19 protein-coding genes and 1 pseudogene are annotated in these 18,354 nt (G+C 46.4%); 15 read left to right on the top strand and 5 right to left on the bottom strand.

Annotation, left to right across the window (positions count from 1 at the left end):
* The 6 genes from iolE to fba all read left to right on the top strand — a co-directional run bounded on the left by iolE (nt 1) and on the right by fba (nt 5,989).
* Complete coding sequence (iolE, locus tag BV11031_RS19660; protein WP_129550910.1) at nt 1-894, top strand: myo-inosose-2 dehydratase; 894 nt, start codon at nt 1-3, stop codon at nt 892-894.
* A 14-nt stretch (nt 895-908) separates the two neighbouring features.
* On the top strand, nt 909-2,225 hold the full coding sequence (locus BV11031_RS19665) for an MFS transporter (RefSeq protein ID WP_129550911.1): 1,317 nt from the start codon (nt 909-911) through the stop codon (nt 2,223-2,225).
* A 22-nt stretch (nt 2,226-2,247) separates the two neighbouring features.
* The gene (gene iolG / locus BV11031_RS19670) at nt 2,248-3,282 is read left to right on the top strand and encodes a bifunctional inositol 2-dehydrogenase/D-chiro-inositol 1-dehydrogenase (protein ID WP_129550912.1); all 1,035 of its coding nucleotides are present in this window, start codon (nt 2,248-2,250) and stop codon (nt 3,280-3,282) included.
* 20 nt (nt 3,283-3,302) lie between these two features.
* Entirely contained in the window at nt 3,303-4,172 is an 870-nt protein-coding gene (locus BV11031_RS19675; protein ID WP_129550913.1) for a sugar phosphate isomerase/epimerase family protein, read from the top strand.
* Between the two features lie 87 nt (nt 4,173-4,259).
* Nucleotides 4,260-5,096, top strand: a complete 837-nt coding sequence (gene iolI / locus BV11031_RS19680) for a 2-keto-myo-inositol isomerase (protein ID WP_129550914.1) — start codon at nt 4,260-4,262, stop codon at nt 5,094-5,096.
* Between the two features lie 20 nt (nt 5,097-5,116).
* Nucleotides 5,117-5,989 (top strand): class II fructose-1,6-bisphosphate aldolase, encoded by an 873-nt coding sequence (gene fba, locus BV11031_RS19685; RefSeq protein WP_129550915.1) that lies wholly within the window; start codon nt 5,117-5,119, stop codon nt 5,987-5,989.
* A 43-nt stretch (nt 5,990-6,032) separates the two neighbouring features.
* Here fba and BV11031_RS19690 read toward each other — a convergent pair whose 3' ends face one another.
* The gene (locus tag BV11031_RS19690) at nt 6,033-6,998 is read right to left on the bottom strand and encodes an iron-hydroxamate ABC transporter substrate-binding protein (RefSeq protein ID WP_129550916.1); all 966 of its coding nucleotides are present in this window, start codon (nt 6,996-6,998) and stop codon (nt 6,033-6,035) included.
* A gap of 176 nt (nt 6,999-7,174) precedes the next feature.
* Here BV11031_RS19690 and BV11031_RS19695 point away from each other — a divergent pair, with 176 nt between their 5' ends.
* The gene (locus BV11031_RS19695; RefSeq protein ID WP_039074979.1) at nt 7,175-7,573 is read left to right on the top strand and encodes a hypothetical protein; all 399 of its coding nucleotides are present in this window, start codon (nt 7,175-7,177) and stop codon (nt 7,571-7,573) included.
* Between the two features lie 42 nt (nt 7,574-7,615).
* Here the strand turns inward: BV11031_RS19695 and BV11031_RS19700 are convergent, their stop codons facing one another.
* A complete protein-coding gene (locus BV11031_RS19700; RefSeq protein WP_121643673.1) occupies nt 7,616-7,969 on the bottom strand; it encodes a hypothetical protein in 354 nt (117 codons plus the stop codon).
* 249 nt (nt 7,970-8,218) lie between these two features.
* Nucleotides 8,219-8,587 carry an inner spore coat protein CotNE gene (gene cotNE, locus BV11031_RS19705; protein WP_129550917.1) on the bottom strand — a complete coding sequence of 123 codons (369 nt, stop codon included), beginning with the start codon at nt 8,585-8,587 and terminating at the stop codon, nt 8,219-8,221.
* A 114-nt stretch (nt 8,588-8,701) separates the two neighbouring features.
* On the opposite strand from cotNE, the pseudogene BV11031_RS19710 reads away from it, so the two are divergent.
* The 3 genes and pseudogenes from BV11031_RS19710 (at nt 8,702) to yidA (ending at nt 10,513) form a co-directional block, all read left to right on the top strand.
* A pseudogene (locus BV11031_RS19710) lies at nt 8,702-9,111 on the top strand (DUF3255 family protein).
* Complete coding sequence (locus tag BV11031_RS19715; protein ID WP_129550918.1) at nt 9,101-9,661, top strand: hypothetical protein; 561 nt, start codon at nt 9,101-9,103, stop codon at nt 9,659-9,661. The pseudogene BV11031_RS19710 and the gene BV11031_RS19715 overlap by 11 nt, the downstream one beginning before the upstream one ends.
* Nucleotides 9,662-9,700: 39 nt before the next feature.
* Entirely contained in the window at nt 9,701-10,513 is an 813-nt protein-coding gene (gene yidA, locus BV11031_RS19720) for a sugar-phosphatase (protein ID WP_129550919.1), read from the top strand.
* Nucleotides 10,514-10,544: 31 nt separating this feature from the next.
* On the opposite strand, the gene BV11031_RS19725 is transcribed toward yidA, so the two are convergent.
* The gene (locus BV11031_RS19725) at nt 10,545-11,522 is read right to left on the bottom strand and encodes a PA5033 family protein (protein WP_121643669.1); all 978 of its coding nucleotides are present in this window, start codon (nt 11,520-11,522) and stop codon (nt 10,545-10,547) included.
* 19 nt (nt 11,523-11,541) lie between these two features.
* A complete protein-coding gene (locus BV11031_RS19730; protein ID WP_129550920.1) occupies nt 11,542-12,414 on the bottom strand; it encodes a PA5033 family protein in 873 nt (290 codons plus the stop codon).
* A gap of 369 nt (nt 12,415-12,783) precedes the next feature.
* On the opposite strand from BV11031_RS19730, the gene BV11031_RS19735 reads away from it, so the two are divergent.
* The 5 genes from BV11031_RS19735 (at nt 12,784) to BV11031_RS19755 (ending at nt 18,068) form a co-directional block, all read left to right on the top strand.
* Nucleotides 12,784-13,611 (top strand): DUF1206 domain-containing protein, encoded by an 828-nt coding sequence (locus BV11031_RS19735; RefSeq protein WP_129550921.1) that lies wholly within the window; start codon nt 12,784-12,786, stop codon nt 13,609-13,611.
* A 134-nt stretch (nt 13,612-13,745) separates the two neighbouring features.
* Nucleotides 13,746-14,687 carry a DNA-binding transcriptional repressor DeoR gene (deoR, locus tag BV11031_RS19740; protein WP_121643666.1) on the top strand — a complete coding sequence of 314 codons (942 nt, stop codon included), beginning with the start codon at nt 13,746-13,748 and terminating at the stop codon, nt 14,685-14,687.
* Nucleotides 14,688-14,792: 105 nt separating this feature from the next.
* Nucleotides 14,793-15,464, top strand: a complete 672-nt coding sequence (deoC, locus tag BV11031_RS19745; RefSeq protein WP_039074988.1) for a deoxyribose-phosphate aldolase — start codon at nt 14,793-14,795, stop codon at nt 15,462-15,464.
* Nucleotides 15,465-15,556: 92 nt separating this feature from the next.
* Nucleotides 15,557-16,738: a nucleoside permease NupC gene (gene nupC / locus BV11031_RS19750; protein WP_121643664.1), complete on the top strand. Its 1,182-nt coding sequence runs from the start codon at nt 15,557-15,559 to the stop codon at nt 16,736-16,738.
* A 28-nt stretch (nt 16,739-16,766) separates the two neighbouring features.
* Nucleotides 16,767-18,068, top strand: coding sequence for a pyrimidine-nucleoside phosphorylase (locus BV11031_RS19755; protein WP_129550922.1), 1,302 nt, complete (start codon nt 16,767-16,769; stop codon nt 18,066-18,068).
* Nucleotides 18,069-18,354: the final 286 nt, after the last annotated feature.

Consider the following 18,354-nt stretch of genomic DNA (forward strand, 5'->3'; position numbering starts at 1 on the left):
ATGGGCAAAGATAAGATCCTGTGGGGCATTGCTCCAATAGGGTGGCGGAATGATGATATTCCTGAAATCGGAGCGGGAAATACACTACAGCATTTGTTAAGTGATATTGTTGTCGCACGTTTTCAAGGCACGGAAGTCGGGGGCTTTTTCCCCGAACCTGCCATCCTGAACAAAGAGCTGAAACTTCGAAACTTAAGAATCGCAGGAAAATGGTTCAGCAGTTTTATCTTGCGTGATGGACTTGGTGAAGCGGCAGAAGCATTTACCCTGCATTGTGAGTATTTACAGCAAGTAAACGCGGACGTCGCTGTCGTTTCTGAACAAACTCACAGCGTACAAGGCTTAGAGAAAAACGTCTTCAAAGAGAAGCCGCACTTTACGGATAATGAATGGGAACGGCTTTGCGAAGGGCTGAATCATCTTGGCAAAATTGCCGACAAGCATGGCTTAAAGCTCGTCTATCACCATCACCTTGGCACTGGTGTCCAAAAGGCAGAAGAAGTCGATCGGCTGATGGAAGGAACAGACCCCGCGCATGTACACCTCCTTTATGATACAGGGCATGCGTATATTTCTGACGGTGACTACATGGGAATGCTTGAGAAGCATATCGGACGCATTAAGCATGTGCATTTTAAAGATGCCCGCCTGAATGTCATGGAACAATGCAGACTTGGAGGAGAATCGTTTCGGCAGTCATTTTTAAAAGGCATGTTTACGGTCCCCGGCGATGGGTGCATTGATTTTAGAGACGTATATCAGCTGCTGTTAAAGAACAATTATTCCGGATGGATTGTCGTTGAAGCTGAACAGGACCCCGATGTCGCAAACCCGCTTGAGTATGCATTAATCGCAAGAAACTATATTGATAAGCAGTTGTTGGATCTGGCTTAATGGGGACTGAATATATGGGACATACCAAAGCGGATTCAGCCTTCAATAAACGGACAATCGCAGCGGCATTGGCCAACTATATTGACGCGGGTTCCATAGTAGCTGGATCTGCTGGTTTATCGTTATGGGTCAGTTACCTCAAGTTATCTGATACACAGATCGGGCTCCTCGGCGCGCTAAGCGCAAATGCAATTTCAGCCGCTGTCGGCGCTTTGTTAGGCGGGTTTCTGGCAGATAAAATCGGACGGAAGGCTGTTTATACCAATAGCATGCTTGTTTATGCGCTAGGGATTTGTTTGGTTCTGTTCGGGGCTAATTTCCCCATGTTGTTAAGCGGTTACATGATTATCGGTTTATCAGTAGGAGCCGACATTACCGCATCATGGACAATTATCGCAGAAAATGCGCCAAAGAAAAATCGGGCCCGGCATTGCGGCGTCGCACAAGTCGCTTGGGCCGCGGGGGCTGTGGTTGTGCTGCTTCTCTCCGTACTGGTCGGTGATTTAGGCCTTCTGGGCAATAAAATTGTATTTGCCCATCTGCTTGTCATCGCGCTGATCACGTACGTGCTGAGAATCAGGCTTCCGGAGTCAGATGCCTGGCAGCCAAAAACACAGCCGGGACATTCGCAGGCAGGGAAGCCTGCCGTACTGAACAAAACATCGTATTTTGATTTGCTCAAGCCGATGTATCTGAAAAACATACTGTTCTTAATGGGTGTGTTTCTGGTTTGGAATCTAGCAGCCGGCGTGATGGGCTTCTTTATGCCATACATTTATCAGCAGGTCGGCGGTGTATCGCCCACTACGGCAAATCTTTTGCAAATGGGGCTGTTTATCTTCACAGGGTTAGGGGTCGCCTTGATCTTCATGCCCTTTGCTGACAAGTATAGAAAAACTGTTTTTGGAATCGCGGCCTTTATGGCGGTGATTGGATGGACACTGTTTCTGCTGCCGATTGAGGGCATGCCGATTCTGCTCCTGTTTATTGTTGTGATCGGCATCAATAACGGAGCCGGGCAGCAAGCAAACTATCAGTTATGGGCCAGTGAAATCTTTCCCACGCAGTATCGTGCATCTGCACAAGGGCTGATGTTTTTCCTCGTCCGTATTTCAATAGGGATTTGGAGCTTGTTTGTCCCAATGGTTATGACCAATTTCGGCATTGGAACAATGGCTGCAATTCTTCTCGGATGTGTGACGGCCAGTATGATCATCGGGCTTCTCTATGCGCCGAATACGTCTGGCAAGTCGCTTGAAGAAATTCAAGAGGAACTCTACGGCTCTCATCGGAGCCAGGTAAAGCAAGGAACAGAAAGCAAAATCATGTAACCAACAGAAGGAGTGGCTGTCAATGAGTTTACGTATTGGCGTAATTGGAACTGGAGCAATCGGAAGAGAACATATTAACCGGATCACGAACAAGCTGTCCGGCGCGGAAATCGTTGCTGTAACAGATGTGAATCAAGAAGCTGCACAAAAGGTCGTTGAGCAATACCAATTAAACGCGTCGGTTTATCCGAACGATGACAGCCTGCTTGCAGACGAAAATGTAGACGCTGTCTTAGTGACAAGCTGGGGCCCTGCGCATGAATCGAGCGTATTGAAAGCGATCAAAGCCCAAAAATACGTGTTCTGTGAAAAACCGCTCGCGACAACGGCTGAAGGATGCATGCGTATCGTCGAAGAGGAAATCAAAGTGGGCAAACGCCTTGTTCAAGTCGGTTTCATGCGCCGTTATGACAGCGGTTACGTACAGCTGAAGGAAGCGCTCGATAACCATGTCATCGGTGAGCCGCTTATGATTCACTGCGCGCACCGCAACCCAAGTGTTGCCGAAAATTACACAACGGATATGGCCGTTGTTGATACGCTTGTTCATGAAATTGATGTGCTGCACTGGCTCGTCAATGATGACTACGAGTCCGTTCAAGTCATCTATCCGAAAAAATCGAAAAATGCGCTTCCGCATTTAAAAGATCCGCAAATCGTAGTCATTGAAACAAAAGGCGGCATCGTTATCAATGCAGAAATCTATGTGAACTGTAAATACGGCTATGACATTCAATGTGAAATCGTCGGGGAAGACGGTGTCATCAAGCTCCCTGAACCATCAAGCATCAGCTTGAGAAAAGAAGGGAAATTCAGCACGGATATTCTGATGGATTGGCAGAGACGCTTTGTGGCTGCGTACGATGTGGAAATTCAAGACTTCATTGATTCGATTCAAAAGAAAGGCGAGGTTAGCGGACCGACGGCGTGGGACGGCTATATTGCCGCTGTTACGACTGACGCGTGTGTAAAAGCCCAGGAATCCGGACAAAAAGAAAAAGTTGATTTGAAGGAAAAGCCTGAATTCTATCAATCTTATACAACAGTTGAAAACTAAAATAATAGAGGAGTGAAAATATGAAATTAGCATTGGATCCATCGATGTATCGTGATGATTTAACGTTGGAGGAAATGGTATATAAAACGGCGGAGCTTGGCTATGAATATATTGAGCTGTCGCCTCGCGAGGATTTTTGTCCATTCTATAAATATCCGAAGGTTGATTCAGCAAAAATCAAACAATTAAAGCGGCTTTTAAAGGATACAGGTGTTAAGCTTTCATCTCTCCTCCCTCTTTACCACTGGGCGGGTCCTGATGAAGATCGCCGCCAGGCTGCGGTGCGCAATTGGAAAAGGGCGATCGAAATTGCGGTTGAACTTGAAGTGGAATTGATGAACAGTGAGTTCAGCGGTTCAAAATATGATCCTTTAACAAGTGAAGAAAAATTTATCAAATCGATGGATGAGCTTCTGCCAGTCTTTGAAAAAGAAGGCGTTAAACTCAATCTTCAAGCCCATCCATACGATTTTATCGAAACGCACAAAGGCGCGATGGATATGATCCGCGCGCTAGACAAGGATTGGATCAATCTTGTCTACTCGACTGCGCATACGTTCTTCTATGATGACGGCAAAGGCGACATCGAGACCATGTTTGACGAAGCCGGCGACCGCCTTACACATGTTTTATTTGCGGATACCTATAATCACAAAGCGGCTCATGGCCTGCGCTATATCGTCAACCCGCCTGACGCCAAAGTAACGGTTCATCAGCATCTAGACATTGGCCAAGGCGAAGTTGATTTTGATACGATTTTCAGAAAGATGAGAGAAATGAAGTTCGATGGAATTGCGACCAACGCCGTATTTGCTTGGGTTGACAAAAGAGCGGATGAATCAAGCCGTTTTATGCTTCAAAAAATGAAAGAAGAATTAGGTCTGGCATAAGCTGAGCATGGAGTTCGGCGGGATAGGATAAAGCAGCCTTCCTGCCGAACTCCCTTCATATCTAAAACGCAGATGGGGGAGTCTGACATGAAACTTTGTTTTAATGAAGCAACAACATTGGAAAACTCAAATCTTAAACAGGATGTAGAACTATGCGAAAAGCACGGCTATGATTATATTGAAATTCGCACAATGGATAAGCTGCCAGAGTACTTAAAAGACCATACATTGGACGATCTGGCGAAGTGTTTTCAAACCCATCACATCAAACCGCTTGCTTTAAACGCACTCGTTTTCTTCAACAACCGTGATGAAAAGGGGCACAATGAGATCATCGCTGAATTTAAAGACATGATGGAAACGTGCAAAACCCTCGGTGTGAAATATGTCGTGGCTGTTCCGCTTGTGACTGAGCAGAAAATTGTAAAAGAAGAGATCAAAAAGAGCAGTGTAGAGGTGCTGACTGAGCTCTCAGATATCGCGGAGCCGTACGGCGTAAAAATCGCGTTCGAATTTGTCGGCCACCCGCAATGTACGGTCAATACGTTTGAACAGGCATACGACATCATAAACACAGTCGACCGGGACAATGTCGGGCTTGTCCTTGACAGTTTCCATTTCCATGCGATGGGGTCAAATATCGAGAGCTTAAAGCAGGCGGACGGAAAGAAAATTTTCATCTACCATATCGACGATACCGAAGATTTCCCAATCGGCTTTTTAACGGATGAGGATCGTGTGTGGCCTGGCCAAGGGGCGATTGACTTAGATGCCCACTTATCAGCCCTCAAAGAAATCGGGTTCTCTGATGTTGTATCGGTTGAGCTCTTCCGTCCCGAATACTATAAGCTGAGTGCCGAGGAAGCTATTCAAACAGCGAAAAAAACAACGGTTGATGTTGTTTCAAAATACTTCAAGATGTAATGGATAAAGGAGGGGTGAACATGGCTTTTGTATCGATGAAAGAGCTTCTTGAAGATGCAAAGCGGGAGCATTACGCAATCGGCCAGTTTAATATCAACGGCCTGCAGTGGACGAAGGCGATTTTACAGGCTGCGGAGGATGAACAGTCGCCTGTCATTGCAGCGGCGTCGGACCGGCTGATCGACTATTTGGGCGGATTCAAAACCGTAGCCGCGATGGTCAATACGCTGATGGAAGAATTGTCAATTACCGTTCCCGTTGTCCTTCACCTTGATCATGGGAGCAGTGTGGAGCGCTGCAAACAAGCCATTGACGCAGGGTTTAGCTCGGTGATGATTGACGGGTCACATTCGCCGATTGATCAGAACATCACCATGACGAAAGAGGTAGCGGACTATGCGAAGCTTCACGGTGTGTCAGTGGAGGCTGAAGTCGGCACAGTAGGCGGCATGGAGGACGGCCTTGTGGGCGGTGTCAAATACGCTGATCTTCATGAATGCCAGCGTCTCGTGGAAGAAACCAATATTGACGCCCTGGCGGCTGCGCTCGGATCAGTACATGGTAAGTATCAAGGTGAGCCCAAACTCGGCTTCAAAGAGATGGAGGAAATCGCTAAGATCACGAACATTCCGCTTGTTCTTCACGGCGCCTCGGGAATTCCGGCTGATCAAATCGCACGAACAATCCAGCTTGGCCACGCGAAGATCAACATCAATACAGAATGTATGGTGGCATGGGCAGAAAAAACGCGCTTCATGTTCGAGAACAATCCTGACTTATATGAACCCCGCGCTTATATGACCCCGGGAATCGACGCGGTAAAAGAAACAGTGAAAAGCAAAATGAGAGAATTCGGCTCAGCGGGAAAAGCCGCTAGACAGCAAGTCAGCTGAAGAAAAAGCACTCACGTCAGCGTGAGTGCTTTTGTCATGCCATTTATTCTTGGTTTTCTTTCTCGCGCTTCACCAGCATATCAGCAATCAAATCAACCTGTTTGCTGACGGAGATCGGGTCGTACGGGTAGAATGTGTCAAAATCGTTGATGAACACACGGTTATGTTTGACAGCGTCTAGGTTTTTCCAGATAGCGGATTCCTTTAGCTTATCGAGTGTGTTGCTTTCGCCTTTCGGATTGTAGTCCGTAATGAACATATAATCTGCGGCATACTCAGGAATAACCTCTTGAGAGAGCTGTTTCATCTCTCCTTTTTTAATGACATCCTGTTCGATTTTTTCAGGCGCTTTTAACCCAAGCGCGTTGTATACAGCTTGGCCGCCGCGTCCGCCATTATCATTAAACACCCAGAATTCGCCCTTGTCCGTGTTTTCATATATGCCGAAGGTTGCATCCTTGTCGATGACGCCGGCCACTTTCTTTTTGGCTGCTTCCGCTTTTTTGTTAAAGTCAGCAATAAATGATGCTGCTTCATCTTTCGCTCCGGCGATATCTCCGAACATGCTGACCGTATCCTGCACGTTTTTCGCTGTGTTATAAGGAACGACAACAGTTGGAGCGATTTTCTTTAATTGATCGACATTCTCTTCATTCATGACAACAATTAAGTCAGGCTGAAGCTCCATCACTTTTTCAACGCTGATAGGATCACCGATATTCTTCACATCTTTTAGCTTTGATGTTAAAAACGGATTATCAAATGACCATGAGCCTGAGCCGACCACATTCGCTCCGACAGACAGCAGTTCCCCAGCATAAAAATCAGTGACAATGCGTTTCGGATGTGCCGGAATGTTGACGTTCCCTTTTGTTGATTTGTATGTTCTCATTCCTGTCTTTTCGGTATCTGAATCACTTGAGCTTCCTTTCGAAGCCGTACCGCTGCAAGCGCTGGCAAACATAAGAAGCAGCACCAGCATGCCCACGAGCAATATGTTCTTTTTCATCAAGAACCCCCCAATATGTACGGTAATTTTATTAGTAATGATTATCATTATCAATTAATAATATAGCAAGAAACCAGTTCCCCGTCTATCTCTATTTTAGGGAGAGAAAGTTTTTTCGTTTACAGATGACGCGGTATGCTTAATCAATTATTATAGGTAAATGGGAGGGGGAAAATATGGGAATCACAAAAAGAGGTGCCGCGTGGGAGTGGCTGAATAGCTGGTGGATGCTGTTTATTTTCATGCCTTTTGCCATAACCAGTTTTTTTGCTTTTTTATTTATTGGCATCAAGGTCAGAAATAGAAAGTGGATCATGTATGGAATCATTTATTTTTTCGTATTTGCATTTGGTTTTGTGCTGCCCGATGAACCAGGAATTTTTGTTGTTCTCCCATTATGGGCTGTGACGATTATTCATGGTTTTAAAGTGCGTCCGCTGTATCTGATTCAGCTAGATGTCTACAAAGACAATGTGGAGGCACGGGCCTTTGCTGAGGCAAGAAGTGAAGCCGAGAGCAGATTTCATGCTCCGAAGCAGTCTATTCAGGATATACATATTCGCAAAGAACGGTAAGAAAAAGCTCAACACGAACAGGGTGTTGAGCTTTTTCTATGGTTACTGCTGATAGGAATGCTGCTGGAATGACGTGTTTTGGCCGAATGGAAGTGTAGAAACATTCGTATTCATCACGCTGGATTGTCCAGTGAGTTCCTGCTGCATTTGGTTGCACATATTGACAACTTGCTGGCATTTTTGAATGGCCGTGTCATGTCCGTGCAGCGCTTGCTGAATGGTATGTGCAGCTTGTTGTTCGTGGTTTAGAATTTGCTGCAGCATTTGGATGTTTTGCTGTTCCTGATGAAGCATTTGGCGATATTGCTGGCTGCTTTGCTGTGTTTGCTGAATAAGCTGCTGAGCAGTCTGGCGGGCTTGGTTCAGCTGCTGCAAGCCGTGTTGTGTATTATGCATGAGTTATCCCTCCATGTGATCGATTGACGTGAGTCGGTATTATCATGCAACCTGAATGAAAAGAAATTCCTCAAACGAGAAACTACAATTATTTTCCTCAGTTTTTCTTTCTTTGAACACAGCCGATAAGAATTGTATACTTTGTACAAACCCTTTTTATGTAAATGCTCCGCTATTTATACCGCATGAATGGCGGAAAACGAAGCCCTGAAATGAGGGATTCGTCTTCCGCTTTTTTCTTTGCCCGCTTCAAAAACCACCTTCACCCGCGGTAAATGGGATATTCAGCCTGTTTTCTACCGTACGGAGGCGCTGATTGAGCCGATTTAAGCGGCGGGTATGGCGTTCAATGGCTTGGCTTAACTGACTGACCTGTTCGGCCATCCGGGCAATTTCCCGATTTTGGCGCCGGTCTTCATTTGTGAGCCGTGTTAATTCCCTTGTTTGTTGTTCATTCTGCCGTTCAAGAGCTGCAACTCTTCTTTCTAATGCCGGCGGCTGTCTGTCTATGGGGTGTGGGTTGTATACATCCTGCCGCGGATGAGGATTGTATTCATAGTGGCTATAGTAAGGTTCCTGCTGAGGCGGCTGCGGGCCGTAATATGGATAAGGGTACATGTGATCAATCTCCTTACAAAATGTAATGTATGGGTGAATTCCTTATAACTTATGTAGTCATTGGCACAGTGCCACGGCATTCGCCCAACAAGGAGAGAAAGGACGGTGATCGCCATGAGAAAAAACTGTGTCATGTTACTAGCGGCTTTATGTTTCATGATAGGGGGCTGCCAGCGCAAAAGGAGGAAACGCCGTTTTATTACGGAACGTGGAATGAGGGACTAACCCCAGGATCTATGGTTGGCGTGAGGTCAGCAACGGTTACGTTTACCAAAGACGAGGTGTTGGAGACGGAAATGATAAAAGGAAGAGGAGAGGTGCAGCTGCCTTCTAAGGCGTACAAGGTGTTGTCCCAGAGCACTGACGGGTCCATTGAGATTCAGTATCTCGGCTCCTATTATCCGATCAAAAGCACGCTGAAGAGGGGAGAAAACGAGACGTTGATTTGGGAGCAAAATGGCCAGACAAAAACGATGACGAGAATGGAATCAAAGACAGGCAAGGAGGAGACATATGAGAAATAAAAAAGCTGAAAGCCTGGTGTTAACAGGACTTATCTTACATATCATACAGTGGATTTTGATATTATGGGCTTTTCTCAAGATAAAACATTTATTTAGTGACTATACGATCTATAACCCACATGTCATCAGCGGATCTATGCAATCCTTATCGTTTATCCAAATGATGCGCGCTATGATGTACTCAGGGGCTTTCGTCAATTATATTTTGTTTTTTGCGCTTGCCTTTCTTATTTATTCTGTCGTGTTGCATGCCATCTTGATTGTGATGGAGTTGGCCGCTTACATCATGATTAGACGGAATCCTGCATCATCATGGTCAGTCTTTTTGGCGGCGGCAGGTGTGAAGCTCGCCATCTTGAATATAACCGGCATTCCTTTTTTAGCTGCCGGCTTCCTGTTGATGAAACAGAAAAAAGCAGAAAATGGCGAAATGGAGACAGAAAGAAAGCGGAAACCGCGCACGCGCATCCGAAGACAAGGCCGGCGTCTCAATAGAATCAGGAGAAAATCATCTCTTCCAGTTGAATATCAAAAAGAAAAAACGATATGATGGGACTATAGCCTGAAAACGACACGAAGGAGATGCAGGATGTACAAACTAATTGCAATTGATATGGACGGAACACTTTTAAATGATCATCATGAAGTAACAGAGGAGGTCCGCAACGCGCTTAACGCGGCAAAAGCGGAAGGCGTTAAAATTGTGCTTTGCACCGGCCGGCCTATCGGGGGCGTGCGGAGATATTTAGATGAACTGAATCTAATTGAAGAAGGTGACTATGTCATCGCGTATAACGGAGCGCTTGTTCAAAATACGCATACAAATGAAGTGGTCACGGAGCTGTCTCTCGGATATGATGATTTGACTTCATTATATGACCTGAGCATAGAGCTGAAGACGCCGATGCATTTCTTTGACTCATCTAACCTGTATACGCCTAACCGGGATATCAGCGAATTTACCGTATACGAATCCTATGTGACACAAGTGCCGCTTCACTACCGAAAAGTTGACGAAATGCCAAAAGACATCCTCATCCCGAAAGTGATGTTTATTGATAAACCGGAGAACTTAAGCCACGTCATTACATCGATTCCTACAGACGTGAGAGAAAAATACACGATGGTTAGAAGCGCGCCTTTCTTTTATGAAATTCTGCACCCTGAAGCCAGCAAAGGAAATGCTGTACGCCAGCTGGCGGAGCTGCTTGAAATTGAACAGGCCGAAGTCATGTCGATTGGCGACAACGGGAACGACCTGACAATGATTGAATGGGCGGGCTGCGGCGTTGCCATGGCAAACGCCATTCCGGAAATATTGGAGGCAGCAAACTTTCAAACGCGCTCCAATAATGAACACGGCGTTGCCCATGCGATTCACGAGCTTGTGTTGGCGAAATAATGAATCCAGCCTTTTAGGAGGCTGGATTTTTTTATCGGGGCTTTATTGTTCCTGTCCGGTCTGTAATGACCTGCAGTCCTTTCTGCGGAATGGAGATTAAGATTTCTTTTCCGGCGATGCCATCAATATTAAGGACGTCAGCGATTGACCATGCTCCTCCTCCCAAGACATAATTTTTGCCTGTTCCTTGATGGTCTTTCACAAGATAGACAGAGTCTTGTGTTTTGAGAATGATTTCTTCACCGGGTTTGCCGTCTGTATCCGCCGTATCATAGAACGTCCAAGAGAGGTATGGCACATCATAGGACTTGAAGTTTTTTTTCGTATCATTGAAGACATATAGCTTGTTGCCGACGGTGACCACAAGCTCAGCGCCTGCCCTTCCATCGGTATCCGCCGCTTTGACAACATTCCAAAATCCCCAGTTGCCCGATGGCACGGTATGCTCTCTGGCAGATTTTAAACGGTCATTCACGATCATAATTTTATTGCGTTCAATGATGACGAGTTCATTTCCAGCCTGTCCGTCAGTATCGATTACATTTGTAATCGCCCAGTTTCCGTATGGTACTGAATAGGTTTTGACGGTGCGATCCACATGGTTGATCACATATACACCATTAAATGGAGCTACAGTGCTTTTGGCCAGCGGCTTCACCGTTTGCGGCTGTTCAGGGACAGCGGGATCAGGGTCGGGAACAGGCTGCGGAGCCTTTGGCGGCCATTTCACCTCACCGCTGCTGACCACGACCAATTCTGCACCGGCTTTTCCGTCCAAATCAGCGCCGCCTGCGACATGCCAGCCAGCACTTGGAATTTTGTATGAGGCCGTTTTCCCGTCAGAGCTGGCAACCAATATAGAATCCACAGTATTGTAAACAGCCTCTAATCGCCCATCTCCGTTCAGATCCCAAGAGCCGATGTATACTTTCTGCCCGGCGGCTTCGGCATGCAGATTTAGAGAAGAAAAAAGGAAGAACACTAGAACAAATAGCCAGCATTTTTTCATGTCCTCTCAGCTCCATTTCTTATTTTTTGACATCGGCAATCAAGCCAATCCGGTCCGTAATCATTTTTTGCGGAGAGTTGGGAATGTCAATGAGGACCTCTGCCCCGGGAAGACCATCAATATCAGTAATGGTTTTCACATTCCAAACGCCGTTTTGCCGGATGAAGTAGTCTTTCTTTGCACCGCCGTTGCGAAAAATGTGAATGTAATTGCCTTTCGAAACAACGACATCGGCACCGTTATCACCATTTGTATCTGCAACCCCTTCGATTTTCCATGGCTGTGTCGATACAGATACTGGATAAGTGGCAACCCGGCGGCCGCTGTCGTATATGATTTTTAGGTCATTTCCTGCTTTTACGGCGATTTCACTGCCTGTTTTTTTATCGATATCCGCAATCCCACCTATATTCCATACGCCGTTAGTCACCATGCGATACTCACGGACGTTGTTCGCCCTATCATCAATGATTTTGACATAGTCACCTGCTTTAACAATCACTTCATCTCCCTCATTGCTGTTTGTATTGGCTGTTCCTGCAACGTCCCAAGGGCCGTTTGTGATCTGGTATTCTCTCACATATTTGCCGGCATAATGAATCACTTGGGCATGATTTCCCGCCTTCACAATCAATTCAGCACCCGGCTTGCCGTTCGTATCAGCTACAGCTGAAAGCTCCCATACCGGATTTGAAATCGAAAATGTTGTTGATATATTTCTCTCGTTGACGACCTCTATCGCATTTCCGTTATACGAAAATACTTGCTCCAGTTTCCCATCACCATTTAGATCCCAGGAACCTAAATAATTTCGAATGGGCGTAGCTGCTGCAGAGGTCTGTAAAAAGAAAAAGGAAACCATCACCATCAATATCGAGCATTTTTTTCTCATAAATGTATCTCCTCATCTTTTATTTGGAAAACAATTCAAAATAGTACATTCTGCGCTCTAGACTCTATCCCTCTTCTATTGAGAAAATGTCAATCTTTTGACATATCGGTTTAAGGCTTTTGGCCATCTCTTTTGATTCATCATCTTCCAATGCTGGCCATGAGTGTCGCAGTTGTGGTAAGCACAGCTATCCCCGTTTTGATGCAGAATGAAAAAAATAGCGGCTAGAAACATTGAAAAACCAGCTTGCGGGATCATGGCTGCCGGAGTGGCTTCCTCCTCAGCCGATGATAGCTGAGGCAGAGGCTGTTTCAACTCTGTTCAATCGGGAATGTTACAGTAATGATTCTGTGAAAGAGGGTTGGGCACATGGCCGTGAAAGACGAGTGCATGTCTAAAATCAAACAAGAAACCAAGCCTTGGATCAAGAGGTGCGGGAGGCTTGGTTACTTTGCATTTGGCGGCGTTTTTATCCTGCTCGGGATCTTAGCGTGTATGACGGCAGCTGGAGCGGGAAGCGCGAAAGATTCGAGCGGAGCGCTCCACATGTTATCACGCATGCCGTATGGACCGATCTTGCTTTTGCTCATTGGCGTCGGTCTCACCGGCTATGTGATATGGATGGTGTTGAGCGCGTTCAAAGACACAGAGGGACACGGAACAAGCAGACGCGGGCTGTCGCGGAGGATGGGAAATCTTTTTAGCGCCGCTGTATACGGAACCATTGCTTGGAAAGCCTTGCGTTTTGTATTTGCCCAAGGGGGAGGAAGCACGTCGGAACAGACGTGGTCCGCTTATGTATTGGCACAGCCGTTTGGCCAATGGCTCACAGGGCTTACGGGTGCGGGTTTTGTCCTATTTGCGATCGTTCAATTTGTGAAGGGCATCCGGGCTTCATTTATGAAAGAATTCGATACATCAAAAATGAACAAACAGATGATATGCATCGCGAAAAACACCGGGCGCGCAGGCAATATCGCCCGAGCCATTATTTTCTCGGCCATCGGCTATTTTCTTATTAAGACAGCCATGACCGCTGACCCTGATGATACAAGAGGCTTTGACGGCGCGCTCGCCGAACTCGCACAGCAGCCGCATGGCAAATGGATTCTATCTATGTTGGCGTTCGGGCTGATTTTATATGGAATATACGCCATTATGAAAGGCATTTATCAGTATATGACATGGAAGAAGTGAGCTCTGGACAGGTCCGCGTTCAGAGCGTTTTTCAATTTCTCTGAAATCAGGTGGATGAAAGCCAGCGTCAGCCTGTATAATAAAAGCAAATCGAAAGCAGTTTCATCATGAACTGATCCACAGGGAGGTGCGGAATGGATCGGGAAAAACAACAATTAAGCATAGAAGCGGCAAGGCTCTACTATCAGTCTGATTACAGTCAGCAGCAAATTGCTGAGCAGCTCAACATTTCAAGGCCGACCGTTTCCCGGCTGCTGCAATATGCAAAGGCAAAAGGGTTTGTCCAGATTCGCGTCATGGACCCTTTTGAGGATTTGGATGCGCTCGGTTCCATGCTTGAAGAAAAGTACGGGCTTCTCGAGGCGCATGTTGTGTTTTCTCCGACACCCGATTATGCAGGAATTACACATGACCTAAGCCGCTATGGTGCAGAATATATGCATGAAACGGTGAAAGACGGCGACATTGTCGGTGTCAGCTGGGGAACCACCATGTATCAAATCGCGCAAAACATGCAGCCGAAGGAGGTAAAAGGCGTCGAGGTCGTCCAGCTGAAAGGCGGCATCAGCCACTCCCGGGTGAACACGTATTCTGCTGAAACGATTCAGCTGTTTGCAGAGGCTTTTCAAACGATGCCGCGCTATCTCCCGCTTCCCGTCGTATTTGATCATGCGGATGTAAAGCAAATGGTGGAGAACGACCGACATATCGAACGGATTATCGAGATGGGCAAGCAGGCGAATATCGCTCTCTTCACGGTGGGAACGGTCCGTGACGAAGCGCTGTTATTCCGGCTCGGGTATTTTAATGAAGAAGAGAAGGCCCTTTTGAAAAGGCAAGCTGTCGGGGATATCTGTTCACGCTTTTTTGATGCAGAAGGGAATATTTGCAGCAGCGCCATCAATGACCGGACCATTGGCGTCGAGCTTGAAGACCTCAGGCAGAAGGAACGCTCCATTTTAGTGGCCGGCGGGAGCAGAAAAGTGTCCTCCATACACGGGGCGTTGACAGGAAAATACGCCAACGTTTTAATCATCGACCAGCATACCGCAAGGGCGCTTGTTCATGATTTGTGACATATGCTAACTGTTCGCTGAACAAAATTTCAATTACCAATTTACATATGTTCAAAAGTCGGTTATGCTAAAAAATATCTTAACAAAAAAGGAAGTGTGGGACGGATGTCATTAGCTAACATAATTGATCATACAGCTTTGAAACCGCATACACAAAAAGCGGAAATTCTAACATTAATCGAAGAAGCGAAAACATACAAATTTGCTTCTGTATGTGTCAACCCGACATGGGTGCAGCTTGCTGCAAAAGAGCTTGAGGGAACTGGAGTTGACGTTTGTACGGTCATCGGCTTCCCGCTCGGTGCCAGCACAACTGAAACAAAAGCGTTCGAAACAAAAGACGCGATTTCAAAAGGCGCCACTGAAGTGGACATGGTCATTAACATTGCCGCTTTGAAAGACAAAGAAGATGATATGGTTGAAGCGGACATCCGCGGTGTGGTGGAAGCTGCAGCCGGAAAAGCGCTTGTCAAAGTCATTATCGAAACATGCCTTCTGACTGATGAAGAAAAAGAGCGTGCATGCCGTTTAGCGGTTTCTGCGGGAGCGGATTTCGTGAAAACATCAACAGGCTTCTCAACAGGCGGTGCAACGAAGGAAGATATCGCCTTAATGCGCAAAACAGTAGGTCCTGATATCGGCGTGAAAGCGTCCGGCGGCATCAGAACGAAAGAAGATGTTGACACAATGGTCGAGGCGGGAGCGAGCCGAATCGGCGCTAGCGCAGGCGTTTCCATTGTAAAAGGGGAACATGCATCTGGCGGAGACAACTATTAAGAAGCTGACGGAAGGCCGATTGCTTTCCGTTACTCTTCTATTATTCACGGGGAAATAATATTGTAAGCGAATACAGATAAAGGAGAACACATATGAAGTATTTGATTGGGATTATCGGTTTAATCGTGTTTTTAGGCCTTGCATGGATCGCAAGCAGCGGGAAAAAGAGAATTAAGATCCGCCCAATTGTTGTTATGCTCATTTTGCAATTTATACTCGGCTACATTCTCCTCAATACCGGTGTAGGGAATTTCCTTGTAGGAGGATTTGCAAAAGGATTCAATTACCTGCTTGGATACGCGGCAGAGGGAATCAACTTTGTGTTTGGCGGTCTGGTGAATGCGGACCAAACGACATTCTTTATGAATGTTCTCTTGCCGATTGTGTTTATTTCCGCTCTGATTGGGATTTTGCAAAAATGGAAAATACTCCCGTTCATTATTAGATATATCGGACTTGCTCTCAGCAAGATAAACGGTATGGGAAGACTGGAATCGTATAACGCAGTCGCTTCTGCTATTTTAGGGCAATCTGAAGTATTTATCTCCTTGAAGAAAGAACTCGGTCTTTTAAATCAGCAGCGCATGTACACGCTTTGCGCCTCTGCGATGTCAACCGTATCCATGTCAATCGTCGGCGCGTATATGACGATGCTGGAGCCGGAATATGTTGTAACGGCGCTGGTCTTGAACTTATTTGGCGGTTTCATTATTGCTACTATTATTAATCCTTACGATGTGGAAGAAGAAGAGGATATGCTGCGTGTTGAAGAGGAAGAAAAGCAATCCTTCTTCGAAGTGCTCGGAGAATACATCCTTGATGGCTTCAAGGTAGCGGTTGTTGTCGCTGCGATGCTGATTGGATTTGTTGCGATCATTGCCTTGATTAACGGTATTTTTAATGCAGTATTCGGTATTTCCTTCCAAGACATTCTTGGATATGTGTTTGCTCCATTCGCTTTTCTTGTGGGGATCCCATGGAATGAAGCTGTTAATGCGGGAAGCATTATGGCAACAAAAATGGTATCTAATGAATTTGTCGCCATGACGACATTAACGCAAAACGGATTCGAATTCAGCGGCCGAACAACAGCGATCGTATCGGTATTCCTTGTGTCATTTGCGAACTTCTCCTCAATCGGGATCATCGCCGGTGCCGTAAAAGGACTGAATGAAAAACAAGGAAATGTTGTTGCTCGTTTCGGCTTGAAATTATTATACGGCGCAACGCTTGTCAGCTTTTTATCAGCGGCAATTGTGGGCTTGATTTACTGAACATAATCGAAAAGGATCGGTGACCATAATGAGAATGGTAGACATCATCATCAAAAAACAAAACGGAAAAGAACTCACCACAGAGGAAATTCAATTTTTCGTGAACGGCTATACGAACGGAAGCATTCCTGATTATCAGGCAAGCGCGCTTGCCATGGCGATTTTTTTCCAGGATATGAGTGACCGCGAGCGTGCGGACTTGACGATGGCTATGGTGAACTCCGGTGAAACGATTGATCTTTCTGCCATTGAAGGGATTAAAGTGGATAAACACTCCACCGGCGGCGTCGGCGACACGACAACACTCGTTCTCGCCCCGCTTGTTGCGGCTCTTGATGTGCCGGTAGCCAAAATGTCAGGACGCGGCCTCGGCCATACGGGCGGAACGATTGATAAATTAGAGGCCATTGACGGGTTTCACGTGGAACTGTCGAAGGACGAATTTATTAAGCTCGTGAACCGCGACAAGGTTGCCGTCATCGGCCAAAGCGGCAACTTGACGCCGGCTGATAAAAAACTGTACGCGCTGCGTGATGTAACGGGAACGGTTAATTCCATCCCGCTCATCGCAAGCTCGATTATGAGCAAGAAAATCGCTGCCGGAGCGGACGCCATCGTACTCGACGTCAAAACGGGAGCGGGCGCCTTCATGAAAACGGACGAAGACGCCGCTGAACTCGCCAAAGCGATGGTGCGTATCGGAAATAACGTCGGCCGCCAAACCATGGCAGTCATTTCCGACATGTCCCAGCCGCTCGGCTTTGCGATCGGAAATGCGCTCGAAGTCAAAGAAGCGATTGACACGCTCAAAGGCGAGGGTCCTGAAGATCTTCATGAGCTAGTTTTAACGCTCGGTAGCCAAATGGTTGTACTTGCGAAAAAAGCCAATACATTAGACGAGGCGAGAGCGAAGCTGGAAGAAGTCATGAAAAACGGCAAAGCGCTGGAGAAATTCAAGGACTTCCTGAAAAACCAAGGCGGCGACAGCTCGATTGTTGACGATCCGTCTAAGCTTCCGCAGGCTGCCTATCAAATTGATGTGCCTGCCAAAGAAGCCGGTTTCGTCTCCGAAATCGTCGCGGACGAAATCGGCGTCGCAGCCATGCTGTTAGGTGCTGGACGTGCCACAAAAGAAGACGAAATCGATTTAGCCGTCGGCATCATGCTCCGCAAAAAGGTCGGCGACAAGGTAGAAAAAGGTGAACCGCTCGTCACGCTTTACGCCAACCGTGAGAACGTCGATGAAGTCATGGCGAAAGTCTATGATAACATTCGCATCGCAGCGGAAGCGAAGGCGCCGAAGCTGATTCATACGTTGATTACGGAATAATCATAAAGCACATCCCATCCTGAGTGGGGTGTGCTGTTTTGATTGTCTTTGTATTCCCTCTCGGCTGTTTTTTTGAAAAGATGGGATCAAAAGTGAGGACGATGCAAGAAGGCATAAGAGGTTAAAGCGGTGTGCGAAAACAGATCCTTTACTTTCTCTCTTTTTTAAGATTCTCTTTCTAAAGTTAGTACTCGCATTCTCATCTATATAGGGAGGTAAGGACCCCCGATTGTTTAAGCGACCGAGCTTAATGAAATCTAGGGTATGGCCAAGTCAAGTGAAACCG

This window comes from Bacillus vallismortis (genome assembly GCF_004116955.1).
GTDB lineage: Bacteria > Bacillota > Bacilli > Bacillales > Bacillaceae > Bacillus > Bacillus vallismortis.

What these genes read in the sequence shown, in the direction of transcription:
- iolE (WP_129550910.1), top strand. Translation starts at nt 1, where the DNA reads ATGGGCAAAGATAAGATCCTGTGGGGCATTGCTCCAATAGGGTGGCGG.
- BV11031_RS19665 (WP_129550911.1), top strand. Translation starts at nt 909, where the DNA reads ATGGGACATACCAAAGCGGATTCAGCCTTCAATAAACGGACAATCGCA.
- iolG (WP_129550912.1), top strand. Translation starts at nt 2,248, where the DNA reads ATGAGTTTACGTATTGGCGTAATTGGAACTGGAGCAATCGGAAGAGAA.
- BV11031_RS19675 (WP_129550913.1), top strand. Translation starts at nt 3,303, where the DNA reads ATGAAATTAGCATTGGATCCATCGATGTATCGTGATGATTTAACGTTG.
- iolI (WP_129550914.1), top strand. Translation starts at nt 4,260, where the DNA reads ATGAAACTTTGTTTTAATGAAGCAACAACATTGGAAAACTCAAATCTT.
- fba (WP_129550915.1), top strand. Translation starts at nt 5,117, where the DNA reads ATGGCTTTTGTATCGATGAAAGAGCTTCTTGAAGATGCAAAGCGGGAG.
- BV11031_RS19690 (WP_129550916.1), bottom strand. Translation starts at nt 6,998, where the DNA reads ATGAAAAAGAACATATTGCTCGTGGGCATGCTGGTGCTGCTTCTTATG.
- BV11031_RS19695 (WP_039074979.1), top strand. Translation starts at nt 7,175, where the DNA reads ATGGGAATCACAAAAAGAGGTGCCGCGTGGGAGTGGCTGAATAGCTGG.
- BV11031_RS19700 (WP_121643673.1), bottom strand. Translation starts at nt 7,969, where the DNA reads ATGCATAATACACAACACGGCTTGCAGCAGCTGAACCAAGCCCGCCAG.
- cotNE (WP_129550917.1), bottom strand. Translation starts at nt 8,587, where the DNA reads ATGTACCCTTATCCATATTACGGCCCGCAGCCGCCTCAGCAGGAACCT.
- BV11031_RS19715 (WP_129550918.1), top strand. Translation starts at nt 9,101, where the DNA reads ATGAGAAATAAAAAAGCTGAAAGCCTGGTGTTAACAGGACTTATCTTA.
- yidA (WP_129550919.1), top strand. Translation starts at nt 9,701, where the DNA reads ATGTACAAACTAATTGCAATTGATATGGACGGAACACTTTTAAATGAT.
- BV11031_RS19725 (WP_121643669.1), bottom strand. Translation starts at nt 11,522, where the DNA reads ATGAAAAAATGCTGGCTATTTGTTCTAGTGTTCTTCCTTTTTTCTTCT.
- BV11031_RS19730 (WP_129550920.1), bottom strand. Translation starts at nt 12,414, where the DNA reads ATGAGAAAAAAATGCTCGATATTGATGGTGATGGTTTCCTTTTTCTTT.
- BV11031_RS19735 (WP_129550921.1), top strand. Translation starts at nt 12,784, where the DNA reads ATGGCCGTGAAAGACGAGTGCATGTCTAAAATCAAACAAGAAACCAAG.
- deoR (WP_121643666.1), top strand. Translation starts at nt 13,746, where the DNA reads ATGGATCGGGAAAAACAACAATTAAGCATAGAAGCGGCAAGGCTCTAC.
- deoC (WP_039074988.1), top strand. Translation starts at nt 14,793, where the DNA reads ATGTCATTAGCTAACATAATTGATCATACAGCTTTGAAACCGCATACA.
- nupC (WP_121643664.1), top strand. Translation starts at nt 15,557, where the DNA reads ATGAAGTATTTGATTGGGATTATCGGTTTAATCGTGTTTTTAGGCCTT.
- BV11031_RS19755 (WP_129550922.1), top strand. Translation starts at nt 16,767, where the DNA reads ATGAGAATGGTAGACATCATCATCAAAAAACAAAACGGAAAAGAACTC.